This window comes from Pseudomonas sp. B10, assembly GCF_900156235.1.
Classification (GTDB): domain Bacteria; phylum Pseudomonadota; class Gammaproteobacteria; order Pseudomonadales; family Pseudomonadaceae; genus Aquipseudomonas; species Aquipseudomonas siliginis.
The window spans coordinates 3,502,694-3,523,518 of sequence record NZ_LT707063.1 but is presented as its reverse complement, the minus strand read 5'-3'; the positions used below and the strand labels follow the sequence as shown (position 1 = coordinate 3,523,518).

The 20,825-nt window shown below is 60.4% G+C and carries 18 protein-coding genes; 10 read left to right on the top strand and 8 right to left on the bottom strand.

Annotated features, from left to right (window positions below):
- Positions 1-44: 44 nt before the first annotated feature.
- The 6 genes from BXA01_RS16025 to BXA01_RS16000 all read left to right on the top strand — a co-directional run bounded on the left by BXA01_RS16025 (position 45) and on the right by BXA01_RS16000 (position 6,507).
- Positions 45-470 carry a F0F1 ATP synthase subunit epsilon gene (locus BXA01_RS16025; protein WP_016772407.1) on the top strand — a complete coding sequence of 142 codons (426 nt, stop codon included), beginning with the start codon at positions 45-47 and terminating at the stop codon, positions 468-470.
- Between the two features lie 118 nt (positions 471-588).
- A complete protein-coding gene (glmU, locus tag BXA01_RS16020; RefSeq protein WP_076564727.1) occupies positions 589-1,956 on the top strand; it encodes a bifunctional UDP-N-acetylglucosamine diphosphorylase/glucosamine-1-phosphate N-acetyltransferase GlmU in 1,368 nt (455 codons plus the stop codon).
- Between the two features lie 204 nt (positions 1,957-2,160).
- Positions 2,161-2,937, top strand: a complete 777-nt coding sequence (locus BXA01_RS16015; protein WP_041476528.1) for a DeoR/GlpR family DNA-binding transcription regulator — start codon at positions 2,161-2,163, stop codon at positions 2,935-2,937.
- A 2-nt stretch (positions 2,938-2,939) separates the two neighbouring features.
- A complete protein-coding gene (gene glmS / locus BXA01_RS16010) occupies positions 2,940-4,772 on the top strand; it encodes a glutamine--fructose-6-phosphate transaminase (isomerizing) (RefSeq protein WP_076564725.1) in 1,833 nt (610 codons plus the stop codon).
- Between the two features lie 77 nt (positions 4,773-4,849).
- Positions 4,850-5,776 carry a LysR family transcriptional regulator gene (locus BXA01_RS16005; protein ID WP_041476539.1) on the top strand — a complete coding sequence of 309 codons (927 nt, stop codon included), beginning with the start codon at positions 4,850-4,852 and terminating at the stop codon, positions 5,774-5,776.
- A 104-nt stretch (positions 5,777-5,880) separates the two neighbouring features.
- Positions 5,881-6,507, top strand: coding sequence for a glutathione S-transferase family protein (locus BXA01_RS16000; RefSeq protein ID WP_076564722.1), 627 nt, complete (start codon positions 5,881-5,883; stop codon positions 6,505-6,507).
- 10 nt (positions 6,508-6,517) lie between these two features.
- Here BXA01_RS16000 and BXA01_RS15995 read toward each other — a convergent pair whose 3' ends face one another.
- From BXA01_RS15995 to BXA01_RS15960, 8 genes are read right to left on the bottom strand one after another with little or no spacing between them, the layout of a single operon-like run.
- On the bottom strand, positions 6,518-7,648 hold the full coding sequence (locus tag BXA01_RS15995; RefSeq protein WP_076564720.1) for a glycosyltransferase family 4 protein: 1,131 nt from the start codon (positions 7,646-7,648) through the stop codon (positions 6,518-6,520).
- Positions 7,649-8,779 (bottom strand): glycosyltransferase family 4 protein, encoded by a 1,131-nt coding sequence (locus tag BXA01_RS15990; protein ID WP_076564718.1) that lies wholly within the window; start codon positions 8,777-8,779, stop codon positions 7,649-7,651. It lies immediately after the preceding gene.
- Positions 8,763-10,127 (bottom strand): glycosyltransferase family 4 protein, encoded by a 1,365-nt coding sequence (locus tag BXA01_RS15985; RefSeq protein WP_076564715.1) that lies wholly within the window; start codon positions 10,125-10,127, stop codon positions 8,763-8,765. The genes BXA01_RS15990 and BXA01_RS15985 overlap by 17 nt, the downstream gene beginning before the upstream one ends.
- Positions 10,124-11,377 carry an ABC transporter ATP-binding protein gene (locus BXA01_RS15980; protein ID WP_076564713.1) on the bottom strand — a complete coding sequence of 418 codons (1,254 nt, stop codon included), beginning with the start codon at positions 11,375-11,377 and terminating at the stop codon, positions 10,124-10,126. Before BXA01_RS15980 ends, BXA01_RS15985 begins: the two co-directional genes overlap by 4 nt.
- Entirely contained in the window at positions 11,377-12,174 is a 798-nt protein-coding gene (locus BXA01_RS15975; protein ID WP_076564711.1) for an ABC transporter permease, read from the bottom strand. The genes BXA01_RS15980 and BXA01_RS15975 overlap by 1 nt, the downstream gene beginning before the upstream one ends.
- Complete coding sequence (locus BXA01_RS15970) at positions 12,175-13,617, bottom strand: mannose-1-phosphate guanylyltransferase/mannose-6-phosphate isomerase (protein WP_076564709.1); 1,443 nt, start codon at positions 13,615-13,617, stop codon at positions 12,175-12,177. It lies immediately after the preceding gene.
- A 3-nt stretch (positions 13,618-13,620) separates the two neighbouring features.
- Positions 13,621-14,592: a GDP-mannose 4,6-dehydratase gene (gene gmd, locus BXA01_RS15965; protein WP_076564707.1), complete on the bottom strand. Its 972-nt coding sequence runs from the start codon at positions 14,590-14,592 to the stop codon at positions 13,621-13,623.
- Positions 14,589-15,503, bottom strand: a complete 915-nt coding sequence (locus BXA01_RS15960; RefSeq protein ID WP_076564706.1) for a GDP-mannose 4,6-dehydratase — start codon at positions 15,501-15,503, stop codon at positions 14,589-14,591. The genes gmd and BXA01_RS15960 overlap by 4 nt, the downstream gene beginning before the upstream one ends.
- A 427-nt stretch (positions 15,504-15,930) precedes the next feature.
- Between BXA01_RS15960 and BXA01_RS15955 the strand changes: the two genes are divergently transcribed.
- Genes BXA01_RS15955 through BXA01_RS15940 form a run of 4 tightly spaced genes read left to right on the top strand, consistent with a single transcriptional unit; the run spans position 15,931 to position 20,772 of the window.
- Positions 15,931-17,508 carry a glycosyltransferase gene (locus BXA01_RS15955; RefSeq protein ID WP_076564704.1) on the top strand — a complete coding sequence of 526 codons (1,578 nt, stop codon included), beginning with the start codon at positions 15,931-15,933 and terminating at the stop codon, positions 17,506-17,508.
- Positions 17,502-18,800 carry a glycosyltransferase gene (locus tag BXA01_RS15950; protein WP_076564702.1) on the top strand — a complete coding sequence of 433 codons (1,299 nt, stop codon included), beginning with the start codon at positions 17,502-17,504 and terminating at the stop codon, positions 18,798-18,800. The genes BXA01_RS15955 and BXA01_RS15950 overlap by 7 nt, the downstream gene beginning before the upstream one ends.
- The gene (locus BXA01_RS15945) at positions 18,797-19,951 is read left to right on the top strand and encodes an acyltransferase family protein (protein WP_076564700.1); all 1,155 of its coding nucleotides are present in this window, start codon (positions 18,797-18,799) and stop codon (positions 19,949-19,951) included. Before BXA01_RS15950 ends, BXA01_RS15945 begins: the two co-directional genes overlap by 4 nt.
- Positions 19,945-20,772 (top strand): class I SAM-dependent methyltransferase, encoded by an 828-nt coding sequence (locus BXA01_RS15940; protein WP_076564698.1) that lies wholly within the window; start codon positions 19,945-19,947, stop codon positions 20,770-20,772. Before BXA01_RS15945 ends, BXA01_RS15940 begins: the two co-directional genes overlap by 7 nt.
- The last annotated feature ends 53 nt before the right edge of the window (positions 20,773-20,825 follow it).

Sequence of the window (20,825 nt, the reverse complement as noted above, 5' to 3'; positions counted from 1 at the left end):
CCCGGCGCCCGGCAACGGGCGCTAATTTAGGTTGAGGCAATCAGATGGCTATGACAGTCCATTGCGATATCGTCAGCGCGGAAGGGGAAATCTTTTCCGGCCTGGTCGAGATGGTGATTGCGCACGGTGCACTGGGTGATCTTGGTATCGCTCTGGGTCACGCGCCGCTGATCACTAATCTCAAGCCGGGTCCGATCCGCCTGATCAAGCAAGGCGGGGAAGCCGAGGTGTTCTACATCTCCGGTGGTTTCCTCGAGGTTCAGCCGAACATGGTCAAGGTACTTGCCGATACCGTGCAACGTGCCGCCGACCTGGATGAAGCTCAGGCTCAGGCAGCTCTCAAGGCTGCCGAGAATGCCCTGAACGAAAAAGGCGCGGACTTCGATTACGGCGCCGCTGCCACACGTCTGGCCGAGGCTGCAGCCCAGCTGCGCACCGTCCAGCAGATCCGCAAGAAGTTTGGCGGTTAATCCGTCAGCCGCTTGTTGTGCGATTGATAAAAAAGGGTAGCCTCGGCTACCCTTTTTTCTTTTCCGAATTCCCACAAACCGGTCGCAGTTGCTGACCACCCAGGATTGGTAGCCAGTCATGTCTCTCGAAATCGTTATCCTCGCGGCCGGTCAAGGCACTCGCATGCGCTCGGCGCTGCCCAAGGTGCTGCACCCGATTGCCGGCAACTCCATGCTCGGCCATGTTATCCACAGCGCTCGGCAACTTGATCCACAACGCATTCACGTGGTGATCGGTCACGGTGCTGATGTGGTGCGTGAGCGTCTGGCAGCTGATGATCTGAATTTCGTGTTGCAGGACAAGCAACTGGGCACTGGCCATGCCACCGCCCAGGCGGTGCCGTTCATCGAAGCGGATACCGTGCTGATTCTTTACGGCGATGTGCCGCTGATCGAAGTCGAAACCCTGCAACGTCTGCTCAAGCATGTCGTGCCGGGCCAGATGGGGTTGCTCACTGTCGAGCTGGATGACCCGACCGGTTATGGCCGCATCGTGCGTGATGCTGACGGCAAGGTCGCGGCGATCGTCGAGCACAAAGACGCCAGCGAAGCGCAACGTGCGATCACCGAAGGCAACACCGGCATCCTCGCTGTGCCGGCCGATCGTCTGGCGGACTGGATGAGTCGCCTCTCGAACAATAACGCGCAGGGCGAGTACTACCTCACCGACGTGATCGAAATGGCGGTCAGCGATGGTTTGGTCGTCGCCACCGAACAACCGCACGATCCGATGGAAGTGCAGGGCGCCAATGATCGCAAGCAGCTCTCTGAACTAGAGCGTCATTACCAGTTGCGCGCCGGCCGCCGCTTGATGGCTGAGGGCGTGACTCTGCGTGACCCGGCCCGCTTCGACGTACGCGGCGAAGTCAGCGTCGGCCGCGACGTGCTGATCGATATCAACGTGATCCTCGAAGGCAAGGTCATCATTGAAGACGACGTAGAGATCGGTCCGAACTGCGTGATCAAGGACAGCACCCTGCGCAAAGGCGTGGTGATCAAGGCCAACAGTCATATAGAAGGCGCCATTCTCGGTGAAGGCAGTGACGCTGGTCCGTTCGCGCGGTTACGCCCGGGCACTGTGCTCGAAGCGCGCGCCCACGTGGGTAACTTCGTTGAGCTGAAAAATGCACACATGGGCGAAGGTGCCAAAGCTGGCCACCTGACCTATCTGGGCGATGCCGAAATCGGCGCACGCACCAACATCGGCGCCGGCACCATCACCTGCAACTATGATGGCGCCAACAAGTGGAAAACCGTGTTGGGCGCTGACGTTTTCATCGGCTCCAACAACTCGCTGGTCGCGCCTGTGGATATCTCCAACGGTGCGACGACTGCGGCCGGATCGACTATCACGCAAAATGTGGATAACGCTCAGTTGGCGGTAGGCCGAGCCCGCCAGAAGAACATCGACGGCTGGAAGCGGCCGGAAAAAATCAAGAAATCCTGATTTATCCACAACCTCTTGTGGGAGCGACCCTGTTCGCGAATGCGGTCTCTCAGTCACGTCGTGAGTGGCTAAGACTCCCTCGCGATCGGGCTCGCTCCCACAGTCATTTCAATCTTTCTGAATTTTTCTCCCCGCGTCTTGACGGCAACCTTTCGATAGAGTTTCATTGCTTGCGTTATCTTTCGAATCGAAACTTAGGCCGCCATGTCCAAGCGCAATACTCCTCAACGTCGCCATAACATCCTCGCCTTGCTCAATGAGCAGGGCGAAGTCAGTGTCGACGAGCTGGCCAAGCGTTTCGAAACTTCGGAAGTTACGATTCGCAAGGATCTCGCCGCGTTGGAAACCCATGGTCTGTTGCTGCGTCGTTACGGCGGTGCGATCACCATGCCGCAAGAGCTGGTCGCAGAAACGGCGCAGAGTATTTCCAAATACAAACAGGCGATCGCTCGCGCGGCGGTCAAACGCATCCGCGAGCACGCGCGCATCATCATCGACAGCGGCAGCACCACCGCCGCGATGATTCCCGAACTGGGCCAGCAACCGGGTCTGGTGGTGATGACCAACTCGCTGCATGTCGCCAATGCCTTGAGCGAACTGGAACACGAGCCGGTGCTGCTGATGACCGGCGGCACTTGGGATCCACACTCGGAATCCTTTCAGGGCCAGGTCGCCGAGCAGGTACTACGCTCCTACGACTTCGATCAACTGTTCATCGGCGCTGACGGTATCGATCTGGTGCGCGGTACCACGACCTTCAACGAACTGCTCGGCCTCAGCCGGGTCATGGCCGACGTTGCGCGAGAAGTCATCGTCATGGTCGAGGCCGACAAGATCGGTCGCAAGATTCCCAACCTGGAGCTGCCCTGGAGCAGCATCCATACCCTCATTACCGATGATCGCCTGCCCGTCGAGGCACGCGATCAGCTTCAGGCCCGTGGGATCACTTTGATCTGTGCGGCTGTCAGTCAGGAGAAATAACCATGTGTGGCATTGTCGGCGCAGTAGCTGAACGTAATATCACCGCCATCCTTCTTGAAGGCCTGAAGCGCCTCGAATATCGCGGCTATGACAGCGCCGGTGTGGCGGTTTATACCAACGACCAGACCCTGGAGCGCATGCGCCGTCCGGGCAAGGTCAGCGAACTGGAAACCGCGCTGGCCGAACACCCGCTGGCCGGGCGCCTCGGTATCGCCCACACCCGTTGGGCGACCCATGGCGCGCCGTGCGAGCGCAATGCCCACCCGCATTTTTCCGGTGACATTGCGGTGGTGCACAACGGCATCATCGAGAACCACGAAGCCCTGCGCGAACAGCTGAAAGCGCTGGGCTATGCGTTCAGCTCGGACACCGACACCGAAGTCATCGCGCACCTGCTGACCCACAAGCTCAAGGAACAACCGGACCTGACTGCCGCGCTCAAAGCGACCGTCAAGGAGCTGCATGGCGCCTACGGTCTGGCAGTGATCAACGCACAGCAACCGGATCGTCTGGTCGCCGCGCGCAGTGGCAGTCCATTGGTGATCGGCCTGGGCCTGGGCGAGAACTTCCTCGCTTCCGACCAGTTGGCTCTGCGTCAGGTCACTGACCGCTTCATGTATTTGGAAGAAGGCGATATCGCTGAAATCCGTCGCGACAGCGTGCAGATCTGGGACGTAAACGGCAACGCTGTCGAGCGCCAGACCGTGCAGTACACCGACGGTGCCGAAGCCGCCGACAAGGGCGAGTTCCGCCACTACATGCTCAAGGAAATCCACGAGCAACCGGCCGTGGTCCAGCGCACCCTCGAAGGTCGGCTGGGCAACAATCAAGTGCTGGTTGAGGCCTTCGGTCCACAAGCTGCCGAGCTGTTTGCCAAAGTGCGCAATGTACAGATCGTCGCCTGCGGCACCAGTTATCACGCCGGCATGGTCGCGCGTTACTGGCTTGAAGAACTGGCCGGTATTCCGTGCCAGGTCGAAGTCGCCAGCGAATTCCGTTATCGCAAAGTGGTGGTGCAGCCTGACACGCTGTTCGTGACCATCTCGCAGTCCGGCGAAACCGCTGACACCCTCGCGGCGCTGCGCAATGCCAAGGAGCTGGGCTTCCTCGCCAGCCTGGCGATCTGCAACGTCGGCATCAGCTCGCTGGTGCGTGAATCCGACCTGACCCTGTTGACCCAGGCCGGCCGCGAAATCGGTGTGGCCTCGACCAAAGCCTTCACCACGCAACTGGTCGGCCTGTTGCTGCTGACTTTGTCGCTGGGTCAGGTGCGCGGCACTCTGGCCAACGGCGTCGAAGCCACGCTGGTCGAAGAACTGCGTCGCCTGCCGACCCGTCTCGGCGAAGCGCTGGCGATGGACAGCACCGTGGAAAAAATCGCCGAGCTGTTCGCTGAGAAAAACCACACCCTGTTCCTCGGCCGCGGCGCGCAATTCCCGGTAGCAATGGAAGGTGCCTTGAAACTCAAGGAAATCTCCTACATCCATGCCGAAGCCTACCCGGCCGGCGAGCTCAAACACGGGCCGCTGGCACTTGTGGATAACGACATGCCAGTGGTGACCGTCGCGCCAAACAACGAACTGCTGGAAAAGCTCAAATCCAACCTGCAGGAAGTCCGCGCTCGCGGCGGCGAGTTGATCGTGTTCGCGGATGAGAAGGCTGCGATGACCAACGGCGAAGGTACCCATGTGGTGCAAATGCCGCACATCCACGACATTCTTTCGCCGATCCTTTATACGATCCCGCTGCAACTGCTGTCGTATTACGTCGCCGTGCTCAAGGGCACCGACGTCGATCAGCCGCGCAACCTGGCGAAATCGGTCACCGTGGAATAAGTTATCCACCGTTGATCTAAGCTCTCCCACAATCGCAGCCTCGGCTGCGATTGTCGTATCCGCCGCCGAGGAATCCCATGGACCGCTTTCAGGAAATGCAGATCTTCGTTGTCGTCGCCCAGGAGCAAGGCTTTTCGGCGGCGTCGCGGCGTCTAGGGCTGTCGGCGGCGAGCGTCACCCGGGCGGTGGCGGCGCTGGAGCAGCATATCGGTACGCAGCTGCTGGTGCGCACCACGCGCACTGTGCATCTCACCGAAGCCGGGCAGCGTTATTTCGATGACTGCCGGCGGATTCTTGCCGAGGTGCAGGAGGCCGAGGATTCGGCGGCGGGCAGCCATGCCTTGCCGCGCGGGCAGTTGACGATTACTGCGCCGGTGCTGTTTGGCGATCTGTTCGTGACGCCAGTGATGGCCGATTACCTTTGTCGTTATCCGGATGTGTCGATCAACGCGCTGTTGCTGGACCGGGTCGTCAACATGGTCGAGGAGGGCATTGATGTCGCGGTACGCATTGGTGAGCTGCCGGACAGCAATCAACATGCGATCCGAGTTGGGGAAGTGCGGCGGGTAATCTGCGCTTCGCCGGGGTTTCTGGCTGAACATGGCCGCCCGGAGCATCCGCAGGCCTTGGCCGGGCTGCCGGTGGTGGCGACGTCGGCGATCGGTCAGCAACGCAACTGGCCGTTTCTCGACGGCGGTGAAGCACTCAGTGTGCGCACCGAACCGCGCCTTACCGTCACGGCCAATCAGTCGGCGATCACCGCTGCGCGCAAAGGCCTGGGCTTGACGCGAGTGCTGTCCTATCAAGTGGCGGACAAAGTTGCGGCGGGGGAGTTGGAAATCGTCCTCGCCGAGTTTGAATTGCCGCCGTTGCCGATCCATGTGGTGTATCAAGGCGGGCGCAAGGCACCGGCGCGGATCCGCAGTTTTGTCGACTTCGCCGTGAAGGCGCTGCGCGAGCATCCGGCCTTGAGCGCAGCGGCGTTATTGCACGAGATGAAATAATCGATTGCAGCGGCTGGTTATTCTGTTGTTCCGGCAACCCATAGATGATGACTCCATCGGCGCGCTCATCCCCGTAGCGACGTCACTTTCCAGCGGAGTCGACCATGCAAGCGATCAAACTCTACAACTTTCCCCGTTCCGGTCACGCCCACCGCGTCGAGTTGATGCTGTCGCTGCTGCAACTGCCGACCGAGCTGATCTTCGTCGATCTGGCCAAAGGTGAGCATAAGCAGCCGCAGTACCTGGCGATCAACAGCTTTGGCCAAGTGCCGGCGATTGATGACAACGGCGTGGTGCTGGCCGATTCCAACGCGATTCTGGTTTATCTGGCGCAGAAATATGGCAACGGACGCTGGCTGCCGGCCGACCCGGTGGGCGCAGCGCATGTGCAGCGCTGGCTGTCGGCAGCGGCGGGACCGATTGCATTTGGCCCGGCGGCGGCACGCCTGATCACGGTGTTTGGTGCGCAACTGAATGCCGAGGAAGTCATTGGCCGTGCGCACAACCTGCTCAAGGTCATGGAGCTGGAGTTGGGCAAAACGGCGTATCTGGCGGGCGAAGAGCCGACCATCGCTGACGTGTCTGCCTACAGCTACATTGCGCATGCCCCGGAGGGCAATGTCTCGCTGGACGACTACGCCAACGTTCGCGCCTGGCTGGCACGGATCGAAGCATTGCCGGGTTTTGTCGCTATGCCGCGCACGGTGGCCGGGTTGCAGAAGACGGCGTGATCTCCCGCCTTCAAGCGTAGGACAGCGCTTTTTCTGCCAACAGTTCTTGATACAACTCCGTCCACTTGCGGCCCATTTCATCGGCAGTGAATAACTGCCGATAGCGCGCTTCCGCTTTGACGCCCATCTCGGCGGCACGCTCAGGGTTGTCCCATAGCGTACGCATGGCTTCCCGAAAAGCCTGTGGATTGCTCGGCGGCACCACCAGTCCGGTTTCGTTGTGGATATTGATGAAACTGGTGCCGGTGCCGATTTCGCTGGAGATCATCGGTTTGCCGTACATCGCGCCTTCGAGCAACGAAATCCCGAAAGCCTCGGAGCGCAGGTGCGAAGGAAATACGATCGCGTAGCTCAACTGCAGCAACGCCACTTTGTCCTCGTCACTCAGGCGGCCGAGAAAGTGAATATTGCGCAGGCCCAGCGCGGCGGCCTGTGCATGCAGTTCCTGCTCCAGCGGACCGGCACCGACAATCACCACGGGATAATCGATGTCTTTGAGCGCGTCGAGCAGGATGTGCAGGCCCTTGTAATAACGCATCACCCCGACGAACAGAAAAAACTTATCCCCAAGTTGTTGGCGCCAGCGGTTCATGCGTTCGGTATCGGGCTGTGGATAACCTGCTTTATTCAGGCCGTAGGGGATAACGCGGGTCTTGTCCTGAAACTGCTGCAGGACATCGCTGGTGTGCAGATAGTTTGGCGATGCAGCAACGATGCGGTCGGCGCTGGCGAGGAAGCGATTCATCAGTGGCCGATAGAGCTTGAGCAAATGCTTCTGGCGAATGATGTCCGAGTGATAAGTAACTACGCTTGGCTTGTTCACGGCGCTGGCGAAATGCACCAGGTCCATGAACGGCCAGGGAAAGTGATAGTTGATCACGTCGGCTTCGGCGGCCAGTTCACGGAACTGCTTGAACACACTCCAGGAAAACCCGGTTGAGGCGAACTGGATATCCAGCTTCGCCCGATGTACTTCGTGCTGACCCAGTTGCACCACGGGCGGTGTCGGGTTTGTGCTCAAGGTCAGCACTTGCGCGTCGATGCCGTGTTGGGCACCGCTCTCGCACAGCTGGAAGATGACTTGTTCGATGCCGCCGACCGAATCGGGCAGGTAAGTCTTGAAGAAATGAAGAACGCGCATTCAACCTCCCATGGCCTGGCGGTAGGCACCAGCCGTAGCCTGTGCACAACGTTGCCAGGAAAAAAGTGCCGCCTGCTGCAATCCCGCTTCGCGGCAGGCCTGCCAATGCAGCGAGTCGTCGATCAGCCGGCCCATTGCATCACGCAGACCCTCGGCATCGTCCGCATCAATATAGTTGCCAGCCGCGCCAGCCACTTCCGGCATCGCCGAAGAACGAGTGGTCACCACCGGCGTGCCACTGGCCATGGCTTCCAGTACCGGCAAGCCAAAGCCCTCATACAACGACGGAAATATCAGCGCCCGGGCGCCGGCCAGCAGTTGCGCCAATTGCTCATCGGGCAGATAGCCGAGCAGGCACACGTGGCCGCTGGCCAGTGCCTGGCGTAGTGGCTCGTTGAACTGTTCGCGCTGCCATCCGGCCATGCCTGCAATCAACAAGGGAAAGCGCTGGCGCGCAGCGTCTGGCAACAGGGCGTGGGCCTGCAACGCCAGGCTCAGGTTCTTGCGCGGCTCCAGAGTCCCGACACATAGGAAATATTCCCGTGCCTGGACGGCGTGAGCCTTGAGCACACTGTCGATTTCCTCAAGTGGCCGGGGACGGAAGCGCTCGGACACACCCAACGGCGCCACAACGAATTGCTGTGCAGGGAGATTGAAGTAGGCCTGCGCCTCGTCAGCGATCGCCTGCGAATCGGTCAGAATGACCCGCGCCTGCTCCACACCGGCGGCCAGACGACGTTCGATTTCCCTCAAACGTGCTGGTGGCTGGGTTTCTGGAAAATGCAGGTGCGTCAGATCATGCAGGGTGATCACGGTCGGGCCGTCGAAGGCCAACGGCCACAGGCTCGGCTCGTGATAAAGATCGAGCCCTTGTGCACGCCCCTGATCAAAACGTTTCTGCTCCAGCCAGCGGCGTGCCTGATAGGCCCGGGGAATTTTTCGCAGCAATGGCGTCATGCGCGAGTAGCCGGGCATGGCTGCGGCCGGCAGGGCCGAACTCCAGCCCCAGCCATGAAAAAGGCTTACGTCCACATCGGGTTCGCTGCGCAACGCGTTGACCAGTTCGGCGACGTAGTGGCCAATCCCGGTGCGCGGCGCTTGCAGGATGCGGGCGTTAAGGGCAATGCGCATGCGACCTCGCTTGCACGCGCGGCGCCTGCTGGACATGGTCAAGGCTGCGTGTCGCCAATTGCTCGCTGGCCTCACGCCAGCCAATCCAGCGCCAGCCAGCGACGTCGCGGGCGGCGGGAAACTGTCCGCTGCGCTGATAGGTTTCGATCAGATCGGCAAGGCTTTGTGGATTCTGCAGATCGAAATAAGCCATGAACTCGCCACCGATTTCGCGGAATACCGCGATGTCGCTGCCCATCGCCGGCAAACCGCGCTGCATGGCTTCTACCAGTGGCAGGCCGAAGCCTTCGACGAACGAGGGGAAGACCAGCGCACTGGCCTGCGCGTATGCGTATTCAAGACTGGTGTCGCTCAGGTCATTGAACATGCATAGGCGCCGATTCAGTTCCGGATGATTGCGAATCCGCTCGAGCAGCGCCTCGCATTTCCAGCCGATACGCCCGGCGATGCACAAGCGTGCCGTCGAGCCGGCAGCCCATGCGCGTTCGAATGCGTCGAGCAGGTACCCATGGTTCTTGCGCGGCTCGATGGTGCTGACCATCAGAAATACCGGGCCGGATGCAGCGAACAGATCCTTGAGGCGTGGTTCGATCGTTGCCGCGCCGTGATGCAGGTCGAGCTCGGACCCTAGATAAAAGTAATCGAACCAGCGCTTTTCAGTCTGCTCCGCACCGATTCTGCGCTGCAATTCACGACGCACCTGATCACGCACCGTGGCGGAAATTGCCATGTAGCCATCGGCCGTGCGGGTGATCCAGTCGAACCACTCATTGAAAACTTCGACCAGTCGCGTGTCGTAAAACTGCGGATGAGTCAGCGGAATAAGGTCGTAGATCACCGCGATCATGCCGACGCCGTCGCGTTTGAGCTGCTCGACATGGGCGAAAAAGTCCGAGTGCCAGGATGAATCCAGCAGCACCAGTTGATCGCCCGGGTGATGTTGAAGCGGCGAGCAACGTTTCAGCAGCTGCCTGCGATTGATCCGTCTGACGAGCCGAATCGGCAGGCCGAGCACGGCAAACTGGGTCAACCGATAGCTGACGTAAAGGAGCCGCCGCGCCAGTTTCGAAGTGCATAGCGCATCGCGGCGCTGATGCCACTGCCAGAAACGATGGGCGAGGCGCTCCAGGCGTTCACCGAAGGTTTCGAGGCTGTTCCAGAACGGTGTATCGAGTGGCGCCAGTTGCAGCACGCGGTAGAGCTGGCCATTGATCACTACCACCGGCATGCACTCAACGCCTTCAGCGCTGGCGGGCAGCTGCTTGATGACGTTGCGCACCACGCGCTGGATCCCCGAATTGACCTTGGGGTGTTTGAATACGTGAGTGCATTCAACCAGCAGGGTCATGGCGCGCGCTCGACAGACAGGGCCTTGGTGTCGCGGGTGATAGTGGTTTTGGCGTCCAGCCAGGTACAGCCGACGAAGTCTTCCCGACGGCTGTTGATCACCTGGAACACCATCCCGTAGTCACGCCACTCGAAATTGCGATCCAGATGTGAGTCCAGACGCGACAGGCTCAGCGACACCGAATAATTGCCCTTGCCCAAGCCCATGATGAAGGCGAAGCGATAGGTGAAGCGTTCACCGGTGTGCAGATCGGTCAATGCCTTGTTCAGCCGGTGGGTATTGATGCCGTACATCATCTGGCCCAGTCGATCCTTGAGGATAAAGCCCAGCACCAGCTGTTCGATGTCCTTGCGCACTTCGACCTGCACTTCGAGCACCACCGGTTGGCCGACTTCGACAGCGTCAATGCTGCGCTGGTTTTCATCGAGCAGGCGTACGCTCAGAATCGCCGCCTCGCCGGTGCCGGAGACCGTTTGCACCTCGCCGCCGGCGAGCGTTTCCTGGCGTACGACCTGACCCTCACGTTCGGCCATCAGCGCATTGTAATAATCGAGGACCGGCTCCGGTTTGCCGCGCATGGCCACGCGCCCGTCCTTGAGCAGGATCGCCGAGTCGCAAATCGACTGAATCGCGAAGCGATCATGGGACACGATCAATAACGTCGTGCCGGATTTGCGAAAGCTGCGGATGCGTTCGAAGCTCTTGTGCTGGAAATAGGCATCGCCCACCGACAGCGCTTCGTCGACGATCAGGATGTCCGGGCGCCGGGCGGTGGCGACACTGAACGCCAGGCGCATCTGCATGCCACTGGAATAAGTGCGGACCGGGTGGTCGATCGCATCGCCAATTTCAGCGAAGTGCTCGATATCGGGCATCAGCGCTTCGATTTCCTCGAGCTGCATGCCCAGTAACTGACCCGCCATGATTGCGTTCTGCCGACCGGTAAAGTCCGGATGAAAACCCATCCCCAGCTCCAGCAGCGCTGCGACGCGACCCTGCAATTCAATCCTGCCCCGGGTGGGTTGAGTGGTGCCGGTGATCATTTTCAGCAAGGTGCTTTTGCCTGCACCGTTGGCGCCGACGATACCCACCGCTTCACCCGGAGCAATCTCGAATTCGACATCTTGCAGTACCCAGTGCTGTTGATGCCGAAGCGGCGAAAACGGAATCAGCCACTCGGCCAGCCGTGCCCAGCGGTTTGGGTATTGCTTATAGGCCTTGCCCAGGCCGGTGACACGAATATGTCCCATCAGAGTTCATCCACCATTTCGCCGACGCGCTGGCGAAACAGTCGCAGACCGATCAGACAGAACACCACGCCAGTAATGAAAACCGGCAGCAGCGAACTCCATACCGGCCACTGACCGTAGAGAAACAGGTTCTGGTAACTGCTGAACAGGTTGGTCAGCGGGTTGAGTTGCAGCAGGCGCTGCACCCATTCCGGCAGGATCGTGACCGGGTAGACGATCGGTGTCAGCCAGAACCAGAACTGCAGGCAGATGCCGAACAACTGGCCGACATCGCGAAAGAATACGTTCAATACGCCCAGGACCATGCCCAGCCCGGCGCAGAACATCATTTGCAGAGCAATCAGCGGAATCAGCGCCAGCAGAGCCATCCCTGGCCAGCGCCCGGTGATCAGCAGAAATCCGAGAAACAGGCTGATGATGATGGCGAAATTGATCCCGGCGTTGATTAGCACGATCACCGGCAGGCAGATCCTCGGGAAGCTGATTTTCTTCAGCAGATTGGCGTTTTCCAGAAACATGTTCTGACTGCGCAGGGTTATTTCGGAAAACAGCCCCCAGGCCAGCAGACCAGCGCACAGGTAGACGCTGTAGGCCATGCTGTCGTCCACACCCGGTAAACGCGCGCGCATGATCTGGGAAAAGATCACCGTGTAGACGATGATCATCGACAGCGGATTGAAGATCGGCCATAGCGCGCCGAACAGCGAATTGCGATAACGCGCTTGAAACTCGCGCTGCACGCTGCCGAGGATGAATCCACGGTAGCTGTACAGCGAGCGGTACAGGGAAAGCAGCATTCAGACCGTCCTGCCATATTGATCTTCGAAGCGAACGATATCGTCCTCGCCCAGATATTCGCCGCTTTGCACTTCAATGATGACCAGATCGATCACACCGGGGTTCTCCAGGCGATGCTTGTGGCCGGCGGCGATGAACGTTGATTCATTCTTGGCGACCAGGGTCGTGCCGGAGCCGTTGTTGGTGACCTTGGCCATGCCTTCGACCACTACCCAGTGTTCGTTGCGATGATGGTGCATCTGCAACGACAACTTGCCACCGGGTTTGACCACGATGCGCTTGATCTTGAAACGCGGGCCTTCCTCCAGAACGGTGTAGGTGCCCCACGGACGGCTGACCGTACGATGCAGGCGATAGGCTTCGTGGGACTTGTCCTTGAGTTGCTTCGCCACGCGGCGTACATCCTGCGCACGGTCGGCATGGGCCACCAGCACCGCGTCGGCGGTATCGACAATGATCAGGTTATCCACGCCGACGGTTGCCACCAGCCGGCCTTCGCTCTGCACGAAGTTGTTGTGGCTGTCGATGAAGATCGCTTCGCCGCTGGCGCGGTTGTTGTCGGCATCGGCGGGAATCAGCGCGGCGACCGCGCTCCACGAACCGATGTCGCTCCAGTCGAAACCGGCAGGTACCACCACTACTTTTTCCGAGCGCTCCATCAGCGCGTAGTCGATGGAGATGTCGGTGATTTCGGCAAACAGCGTCGGTGACAGCTCCTGTTGCAGGCAGCCGACCGTTTCGACCGGTGCGCTGACGGCCATGCAGGCGCGGGTCTGTTCCAGCAACTCGGGTGCGTGCAGTTGCAGTTCGGCAATGAGCGTCGCGGTGGTGAAGCAGAACATCCCCGAATTCCACAGGAAGTTGCCGCTCTCCAGGTAATGCGTGGCGGTATGCTGGTCGGGTTTCTCGACGAAGCGCTGCACCTTGGCCGCGCCTCTGGCGTCCAGCGGCGCACCGGTTTCGATATAGCCGAAGCCGGTTTCCGGGGCGGTCGGAACCACGCCAAAGGTCACCAGATAACCATCCTTCGCCAGATTCACTGCGTGCTCGACCGCACTCTTCAGGGCGTCCTGATTGACGATCAAGTGATCGGCCGGCATCACCACCATGACCGCGTCGTCACCATGCAGCGCCTGCAATGACAGTGCTGCCGCTGCGATCGCCGGTGCGGTGTTGCGCCCGCTCGGCTCCAGCAGAAAGTGCCCGCGATGGCGCGACACATGCGCCGCGCAGTAGTGATCCTTGCTCTGGAAGTAATACTCGCGGTTGGTCACGGTGACGATGTCGCCCCAGCCGTCCAGCAACGCCGCCGCACGCTGGTAGGTCTTGCCCAGCAGCGACTGGCCGTCGGGCAGGGTCATGAACGGCTTGGGGTGGCCCTCGCGGGACACCGGCCACAAACGGGTGCCGGCACCGCCGGACAGAATCACCGGAATCAGCATGGCCTACTCCTTGGCGACGCGTTTCATGTCCGCATCCATCATCATGCGGATCAAGGTATCCAGGTCGGTTTTCGGTTTCCAGCCCAGCACACGCTGGGCCTTGGCCGGGTTGCCGAGCAGCACTTCGACTTCGGCCGGGCGGAAGAACGCCGGGTCGATCTTCACGTAATCGCGGTAGTTCAGGCCGACGTGATCGAAGGCAATGCGGCACATCTCGCGCACCGTGGTGGTGACGCCCGTGGCGACCACGAAGTCGTCGGGCTTGTCCTGCTGCAGCATCAGCCACATGGCCTCGACGTAATCGCCGGCAAAGCCCCAATCGCGCTTGGCGTCGATGTTGCCCAGCGCCAACTCGTGCTGTTTGCCCTGCTTGATGCGCGCAGCGGCGTCAGTGACCTTGCGGGTAACGAATTCGATGCCGCGCAGCGGTGATTCATGGTTGAAGAGGATGCCGCTGCTGGCGTGCAGGTTGAAGCTTTCGCGGTAGTTGACGGTGATCCAGTGGCCGTAGAGCTTGGCCACGCCGTAAGGGCTGCGTGGATAGAACGGGGTGTTTTCGTCCTGCTGCTCTGCCTGGATCAGGCCGAACATTTCGCTGGTCGAGGCCTGATAGAAGCGCGTGTGCGGGCTGAACTGGCGAATCGCTTCGAGCAGGTGCGTCACGCCCAGCCCATCGACGATGCCGGTGGTCACCGGTTGATCCCAGGAGGCGGCGACAAAACTCTGTGCGGCGAGGTTGTAGACTTCGTCCGGTGCTGATTTGATTACCGCACGCTGCACCGAGCAGGCATCGGCCATGTCGCCGTCGAGGTAGACAATGTCGACTTCGACACCCATCTCGCGCAGGCGCCAGCGTGAATCGCTGCTGCGTCGAGCAACGAGGCCGTGAACCTTGTAACCCTTGTCCAGCAGCAGTTTGGCCAGATAGGCGCCATCCTGGCCCGTAATCCCGGTAATCAGTGCACTTTTTGTCATTGTTGTCGTACTCGCATCTCCCAGTCGGACAGGATCGCCCGCAGGGATTGTTGTGTGGTGGTGGCTGGCGCCCATCCTGTGGCGCTGGCCAGTTTTGCGTGGCTGCCGCAGACGCGGCGCTGGTCGGCGCGCCGCATGCGCGCCGGATCCTGCACAAGTTCTACGTCGACTTCGGCCAGATCGGCCAATTGCTCGATCAGGCTGCGAATGCTTTGCTCGCGGCCCGAGCAGATGTTGTAGACCTGCCCCGGTGTGCCGTTTTCCAGCAATGCGAAGTACGCTGCGATCACGTCGCCGACATCGAGGAAATCGCGGGTCGCGTCGATATCGCCGACTTGCAGTTGCGGTGCTTGCAGGCTCTGTTTGATGCGGCAGATCTGCCGGGCGGCACTGGCGATGACGAAGCTGTCTTTTTGCCCGGTGCCGATGTGGTTGAACGGGCGTGCGACCAGCACTGGCCAGCCTTCACTCAGGCCCCATTGCAAACTGAGGAACTCCGCTGAAAGTTTGCTTACCGCGTACGGATTGCGTGGCAGCGGTGGTTGTTGCTCGGTGATCGGCAGGTGCTGCTCGCCGACTTGCCCGTAGACGTCGCCGGAGCTGACGTACAAAAACGTCCCGGCAAAGCCGCGAGCCTTGAGCGCCTGCAACAGATTGAGGGTGCCGAAGAGATTGATGTCGAGGGTGCGGGCCGGGTCACGAAAGGCTTCCGGTACAAAGGTCTGGCCGGCCAGATGAATGACTGCATCCGGCAACTCCGGCCAAAGGTCGATGAGGCTGTCGGCGTTCGTAAGGTCGTAGGCCGATGCGGCAGGCAGCAGCGCCCACGACGATCCCGGCGAAGCCAGACGAGACTGAATGTGTTGTCCCACGAAGCCGCTGAGGCCCGTGACGAACAGACGGTTTTTCAAACAGCGACCCCTTGGTCATGACTTGCGCCGCCTTCCTTACACGCTTTGAGGAAAGCGCTGTCAGACCGGAGGAAATATCCGGGGAAACAGCAGGCGAAGCCTTTGTTGTAGTTGTTTGGTTGCCAATCTGTGCCAATTGCTCGGCAATTTCAACAGGGCAAACCGTGACTGGTCAGTTCTCGTCAGCATAGTCCGATTTATTCTCGTCCGGCGGTTCCCGGACTCGCGATGGATGTGTTTAGAATGGCCTTCGTCGCGAGTTGGCCGATTGTTTTCCGGACGCCGCGACGCGGGGTGAAACTGACCACTAAAACAAGAACAGAGACGTGCCCGATGATGACGGACGAGTGCCGGCCCTGCCGACCCGATCCGCCGCGCGGCCGTCATAGCATGAAGTCGCCGGGATGGCGCTTCATCGTGGGATGCCATGAATTTCATTCTCTACTCGGACGTCAACGACAGCTCCATCAGTGCCAGTCTGGGGCGTCCGGAATACAGCTATTACTTTGTCCTCAAAGCCTATCGCCCGGTGCTGGAAAGCCTGGGGCGCGTGCACGTGGCCGGATCTGTCGCCGACGTCGATGTGATTTACCGGCAATTGCTCGCCGCAGGTGAAGACACTGTGTTCCTGTCCTTCACCCCACCGCAGAAAACTCCGGTTGATCTGGAATGCCCGACGATTTGCGTGGTGGCCTGGGAGTTCGATTCGATCCCGAATGAACAATGGGACGACGATCCGCGTCAGGACTGGACACGCATGCTCGCGCGCCACGGCCGGGTCATCACCCTGTCGAGCCACACGGCAACGGCTATCCGCCGCGCCATGGGCGACGCGTTCCCGGTGCTGGTTTTGCCGACGCCGTTGTGGGACAGCTTCGCAACGATTCGTCAGCAACACCAACCCATGCCGGTCAATCCCGGGACTGCACTGGCGATCAAGGGCTGTATTTTCGATTCACGCACCCTCGGCCTGTCAGCCGATGCGCTGATCCCGACGCCAATCAGCCCTGAAGAGCAGGCTGCACTGGCCGCAGCAATTGAAGCCGCGCGCCCGCCACCGTTGACGTTCAAACGCCGACTGGTCATTGCTCGACATTATCTGCGCCTGTGGGCACTGGACTTGGGACGCGAACAGGCGGAACCGGTGCCGCGGGTGAAATTTCTGCACAACTGGTACTGGGAGGGCATTCGCGATCTGCTGCCGGACGCTTTGCATGGCTGGCTGCAACAGCGTTGGCCTGAGGTGTGCGGCGCTGCGCCGGTGCCCGTGATCGAACCGGCGCCACTCGATCTGCCGGACACCTCATCGGTGGTCGAAACCACAGTCGAGGGTGTGGTGTACGTCTCGGTATTCAACCCCAAGGATGGCCGCAAGAACTGGCATCGACTGATCAGCGCATTCTGCTGGGCGTTTCGCGAAACGCCCGACGCGACGCTGGTGCTCAAGATTACCCAGAATGATCTGGCGTCCTATTACAGCGAGTTGATGACCCTGCTGGCGCAACTCACGCCGTTCGCCTGTCGGGTCGTGGTGATGCACGGTTACCTCGACGACGCGCAGTACGCCAGGCTTTATCAGGCGGCCAGTTTCTACGTCAACGCGTCACGCTGCGAAGGGCTGTGCCTGCCCTTGATGGAGTTCATGTCCAGCGGTAAACCGGTGATCGCCCCCGATCACACGGCGATGGAAGATTACATCGATGACTCGGTGGCGCTCGTGGTCAGGTCCAGTGAAGAGCTGACGATCTGGCCGCAGGACACGCGGATCATCTACCGCACGCTGCGGCACCGCCCCGACTGGGGCTCGCTGAAAAACGCCTACGAAAACAGCTATCGAATGGCCACAGCGCAGCCGCAGGAGTATCAGCGGATGTCTGCCGCCGCCGTCGCGCGCATGCAGCAATACTGTGCCTTCGCGCCGGTGCGCAAACGCCTCGCGGAGTTTTTTGCGCTGACAGCAGGCCCCGCCGATGCTGCGCCTGTGACGGATAACGCCTCATGCTGATCATCATTCATTCGGAAACCAACCGGCACACCATTGCGCAGAACCTCGGGCGTTCGGAGTACAGCTATTACTTCGTGCTCAAGGAATATCGCCCGGTGCTCGAACGCATCGGTCGGGTCGTGGAAGTGGCCGATCCGCAGACGGAAGTCGATGCTCTGTATCTGGAGTGTCTGAGCCGTGGCGAGCCCTGCGTGTTTCTGTCGTTCTCGCCGCCGCATCGCACTCCCGTTCACCTGGCCTGTCCGACGCTGCCGGTGTTTGCGTGGGAGTTCAGCACGATCCCCAATGAAGCCTTTGCGGGCGAGCCGCGCAATGACTGGCGTAGCGTCTTGCATGCCTGTGGCGCAGCGATCACCCACTCCAGCTACACGGTCAATGCCGTGCATGAGGCGATGGGTGCCGAGTACCCGATCATCGCGGTGCCGGCGCCGGTCTGGGACCGCTTTGCTGCCCGTGGCGCAAAAATGCCCGAGCAAGCGCTGGCCGCCTACAGCCTGACGATAAAAGGACTGGTCGCGGACAGCCGCACCCTCAATCTGAATGCATTCGGGCCGGTGCACCTGCGCAGCGGCGACGGCATCGACTTCGCCGCGCCGGCCTCCGAGCAGACGCTGGTGCTTGACGGCGTGGTTTATACCTCGGTGTTCAATCCCGGTGACGGGCGCAAGAACTGGGAAGACATGCTCAGTGCTTTTTGCGTTAGTTTTCGCGATGTCGAAGACGCGACGCTGGTGCTCAAGCTCACTCACCACGACGCCGAAGAAGCGCTCAGCGATATCCTCCACCATTTGTACAAAAACCAGTCTTACCGCTGCCGCATCGTTCTGATCTACGGTTACCTCGCCGATCCGGACTACGAGCAACTGGTGCAGGCCACGCGGTACGTGGTCAATACCTCCTACGGCGAAGGTCAGTGCCTGCCGCTGATGGAATTCATGTCCTGCGGCAAGCCGGCGGTGGCGCCGCGTACCACGGCGATGATCGATTACCTGAGCACGGAAAATGCCTTTCTCATCGAGTCCACGGATGAGCTGACAGCCTGGCCCCACGACCCGCGCAAAGCCTTCCGAACCCTGCGTTATGTGACCAACTGGAGCTCATTGTGCGAGGCCTATCGGGCCAGTTACGACGTCGCGAAAAACCAGCCGCAGCGCTATGCCGAGATGTCGGCGCAGGCAGTCGTAAGTTTGCAGGCGTTCTGCAGCCAGACTGTGGCTGAACAGCGTTTGCGAGGGTTTCTGACGCAGTTGTTCGAGCATCGTGCGGCTGCCTTGGAAGCCCCCCAGGCATGAACGCCAAGCGCATCATGGACGTTGAAGTCCTGCGTGCGGTCGCGGTGCTCGCGGTGTTGTTCCACCATCTGGCGGACAATCTGTTCACTGACCCGGTGCCGTCGCTTGCCCGGATCCACGAATGGGCGCAGACGTGGTGGGGCGTTGACCTGTTTTTTGCGATCTCCGGTTTTGTCATCGCCCGCAGCTTGATCCCGGTGCTGCAAGGCTGCACGACGGGCCAGGAGCGCTGGCAACAGGTGCGCCATTTCTGGCTGCGCCGGGCTTTTCGCCTGTTGCCTTCGGCCTGGTTATGGCTGGCGGTGATCCTGCTGGCCTGCATGTTTTTCAACCGGTCCGGTGCGTTCGGTACGCTGTCCGCCAATCTTCAGGCGACCCTCGCCGGGGTACTGCAGTACGCCAATTTCCGCTTCGCCGACAGCTTTTTCCAATACGAATACGGCAGCAGTTTCGTCTACTGGAGCCTGGCGCTGGAGGAGCAGTTCTATCTGCTCTTTCCTTTGCTGATCCTGTTGGTTCGCCGACGCCTGGTCTGGGCATTGCTGGCGCTGGTCGCGGTGCAGATTCTGACCGTACGCACGCCGTTGCTGATGGTGGTACGCACCGATGCGCTGGCCCTTGGCGTGCTGTTGGCGATGTGGAGTGCGCAGCCGGGTTACCAGCGCTGGCAGCCGTCTTTCTTGCGCCGACCATGGCTTGGCATTTCAGCGTTGATGCTCATTGGAGCGCTGTTGAGCTTCATGGCCACCGACCGTTTTACCCTGGCCAATTATCGGATCGGTTCGATCGCCGTGCTCAGTGCGCTGCTGGTCTGGATCGCTTCGTACAACGGTGACTACCTGATGCCTGCCGGACGCTTGCAGCGGTTGCTGGCATGGATCGGCAGCCGCTCCTACGGCATCTACCTCATTCACATTCCGGCGTATCTATTGGTGCGTGAACTGATCTTTCGCTTGCAGAGCAGCGGTCTGCCGAGCCCGGCCGGACATCCCTTCCTTACGGTGCTGATTGCCTTCGGCCTGATCGCGCTGCTCAGCGAACTCAACTATCGCTTGATCGAAATGCCGATGCGCAATCGCGGTGCTGCACTGGTCAAGCGCCTCGACACCTCCCGAACCGCTATTACCTCACCCGGAGCCACCTCATGCTGAGCTTTTTGAAGAAACTCTCGGCGACAGCGCCTGCACAGCCTGCAGCAGAACCGGTCGCTGCGGTCGCCGACAAAGTCGACCCGTACATGCTCGGCCTTTACGATGCGAAGCTCAGCGGCTGGTTCAACCAGGAAACTCACGAGCTGTACACGGGGTTCGCCGTGAGCGCCGCCGACACGCTGCTTGATGTCGGCTGCGGTGATGGCGGCAACGTGCACTTCTGCGGTATGCGCGGGGCGAAGATCATTCTTGCCGATATCGATGCGGCCAAGGTCGAGGCCACGCGCCGGCGTCTGGGTGATACGCCGGCCCGGGACATCGAATGCCACGTTACCGACTGCAACCCGCTACCGATTGCCGAGGCAACTGCGACGCGCGTGGTCTGCACCGAAGTTATCGAACACGTTGACGATCCCGCGCAGTTTCTTGCCGAACTGGTGCGGGTTGGCAAACCGGGTGCGTTGTATCTGCTGAGCGTGCCGCATCCCAGCTCCGAGGACCTGCAAAAGGACATCGCCGCGCCGGAGTATTTCCAGAAACCCAACCACATACGCATCATCAGCGAAGACCAGTTCAAGGCCATGGTCAGCGAGGCCGGGCTGGAAATCATCAGCCACAGCCAATATGGCTTCTACTGGTCGATGTGGATGATGCTGTTCTGGGAAGCCAAGGTCGAGTTCAGCAACCCTGACCACCCGATGCTCGAGCACTGGGCCAATACCTGGCAAGCAGTGCTGGATTCCCCGCGCGGTGCACAGATCAAGCAGGCGCTGGATGCGGTGGTGGCCAAGAGTCAGGTGATCATCGCGCGCAAACCCTGATCGTCTGCGCAGGGTTTTGTGTAACCTTGCAGCCTTGTGGTTTCAGGGATTTT

What these genes read in the sequence shown, in the direction of transcription:
- BXA01_RS15950 (WP_076564702.1), top strand. Translation starts at nt 17,502, where the DNA reads ATGCTGATCATCATTCATTCGGAAACCAACCGGCACACCATTGCGCAG.
- BXA01_RS16015 (WP_041476528.1), top strand. Translation starts at nt 2,161, where the DNA reads ATGTCCAAGCGCAATACTCCTCAACGTCGCCATAACATCCTCGCCTTG.
- BXA01_RS16000 (WP_076564722.1), top strand. Translation starts at nt 5,881, where the DNA reads ATGCAAGCGATCAAACTCTACAACTTTCCCCGTTCCGGTCACGCCCAC.
- glmS (WP_076564725.1), top strand. Translation starts at nt 2,940, where the DNA reads ATGTGTGGCATTGTCGGCGCAGTAGCTGAACGTAATATCACCGCCATC.
- BXA01_RS15955 (WP_076564704.1), top strand. Translation starts at nt 15,931, where the DNA reads ATGAATTTCATTCTCTACTCGGACGTCAACGACAGCTCCATCAGTGCC.
- BXA01_RS15980 (WP_076564713.1), bottom strand. Translation starts at nt 11,377, where the DNA reads ATGGGACATATTCGTGTCACCGGCCTGGGCAAGGCCTATAAGCAATAC.
- BXA01_RS15940 (WP_076564698.1), top strand. Translation starts at nt 19,945, where the DNA reads ATGCTGAGCTTTTTGAAGAAACTCTCGGCGACAGCGCCTGCACAGCCT.
- BXA01_RS15970 (WP_076564709.1), bottom strand. Translation starts at nt 13,617, where the DNA reads ATGCTGATTCCGGTGATTCTGTCCGGCGGTGCCGGCACCCGTTTGTGG.
- BXA01_RS16025 (WP_016772407.1), top strand. Translation starts at nt 45, where the DNA reads ATGGCTATGACAGTCCATTGCGATATCGTCAGCGCGGAAGGGGAAATC.
- BXA01_RS15985 (WP_076564715.1), bottom strand. Translation starts at nt 10,127, where the DNA reads ATGACCCTGCTGGTTGAATGCACTCACGTATTCAAACACCCCAAGGTC.
- glmU (WP_076564727.1), top strand. Translation starts at nt 589, where the DNA reads ATGTCTCTCGAAATCGTTATCCTCGCGGCCGGTCAAGGCACTCGCATG.
- BXA01_RS15995 (WP_076564720.1), bottom strand. Translation starts at nt 7,648, where the DNA reads ATGCGCGTTCTTCATTTCTTCAAGACTTACCTGCCCGATTCGGTCGGC.
- BXA01_RS15975 (WP_076564711.1), bottom strand. Translation starts at nt 12,174, where the DNA reads ATGCTGCTTTCCCTGTACCGCTCGCTGTACAGCTACCGTGGATTCATC.
- BXA01_RS15990 (WP_076564718.1), bottom strand. Translation starts at nt 8,779, where the DNA reads ATGCGCATTGCCCTTAACGCCCGCATCCTGCAAGCGCCGCGCACCGGG.
- BXA01_RS16005 (WP_041476539.1), top strand. Translation starts at nt 4,850, where the DNA reads ATGGACCGCTTTCAGGAAATGCAGATCTTCGTTGTCGTCGCCCAGGAG.
- BXA01_RS15945 (WP_076564700.1), top strand. Translation starts at nt 18,797, where the DNA reads ATGAACGCCAAGCGCATCATGGACGTTGAAGTCCTGCGTGCGGTCGCG.
- gmd (WP_076564707.1), bottom strand. Translation starts at nt 14,592, where the DNA reads ATGACAAAAAGTGCACTGATTACCGGGATTACGGGCCAGGATGGCGCC.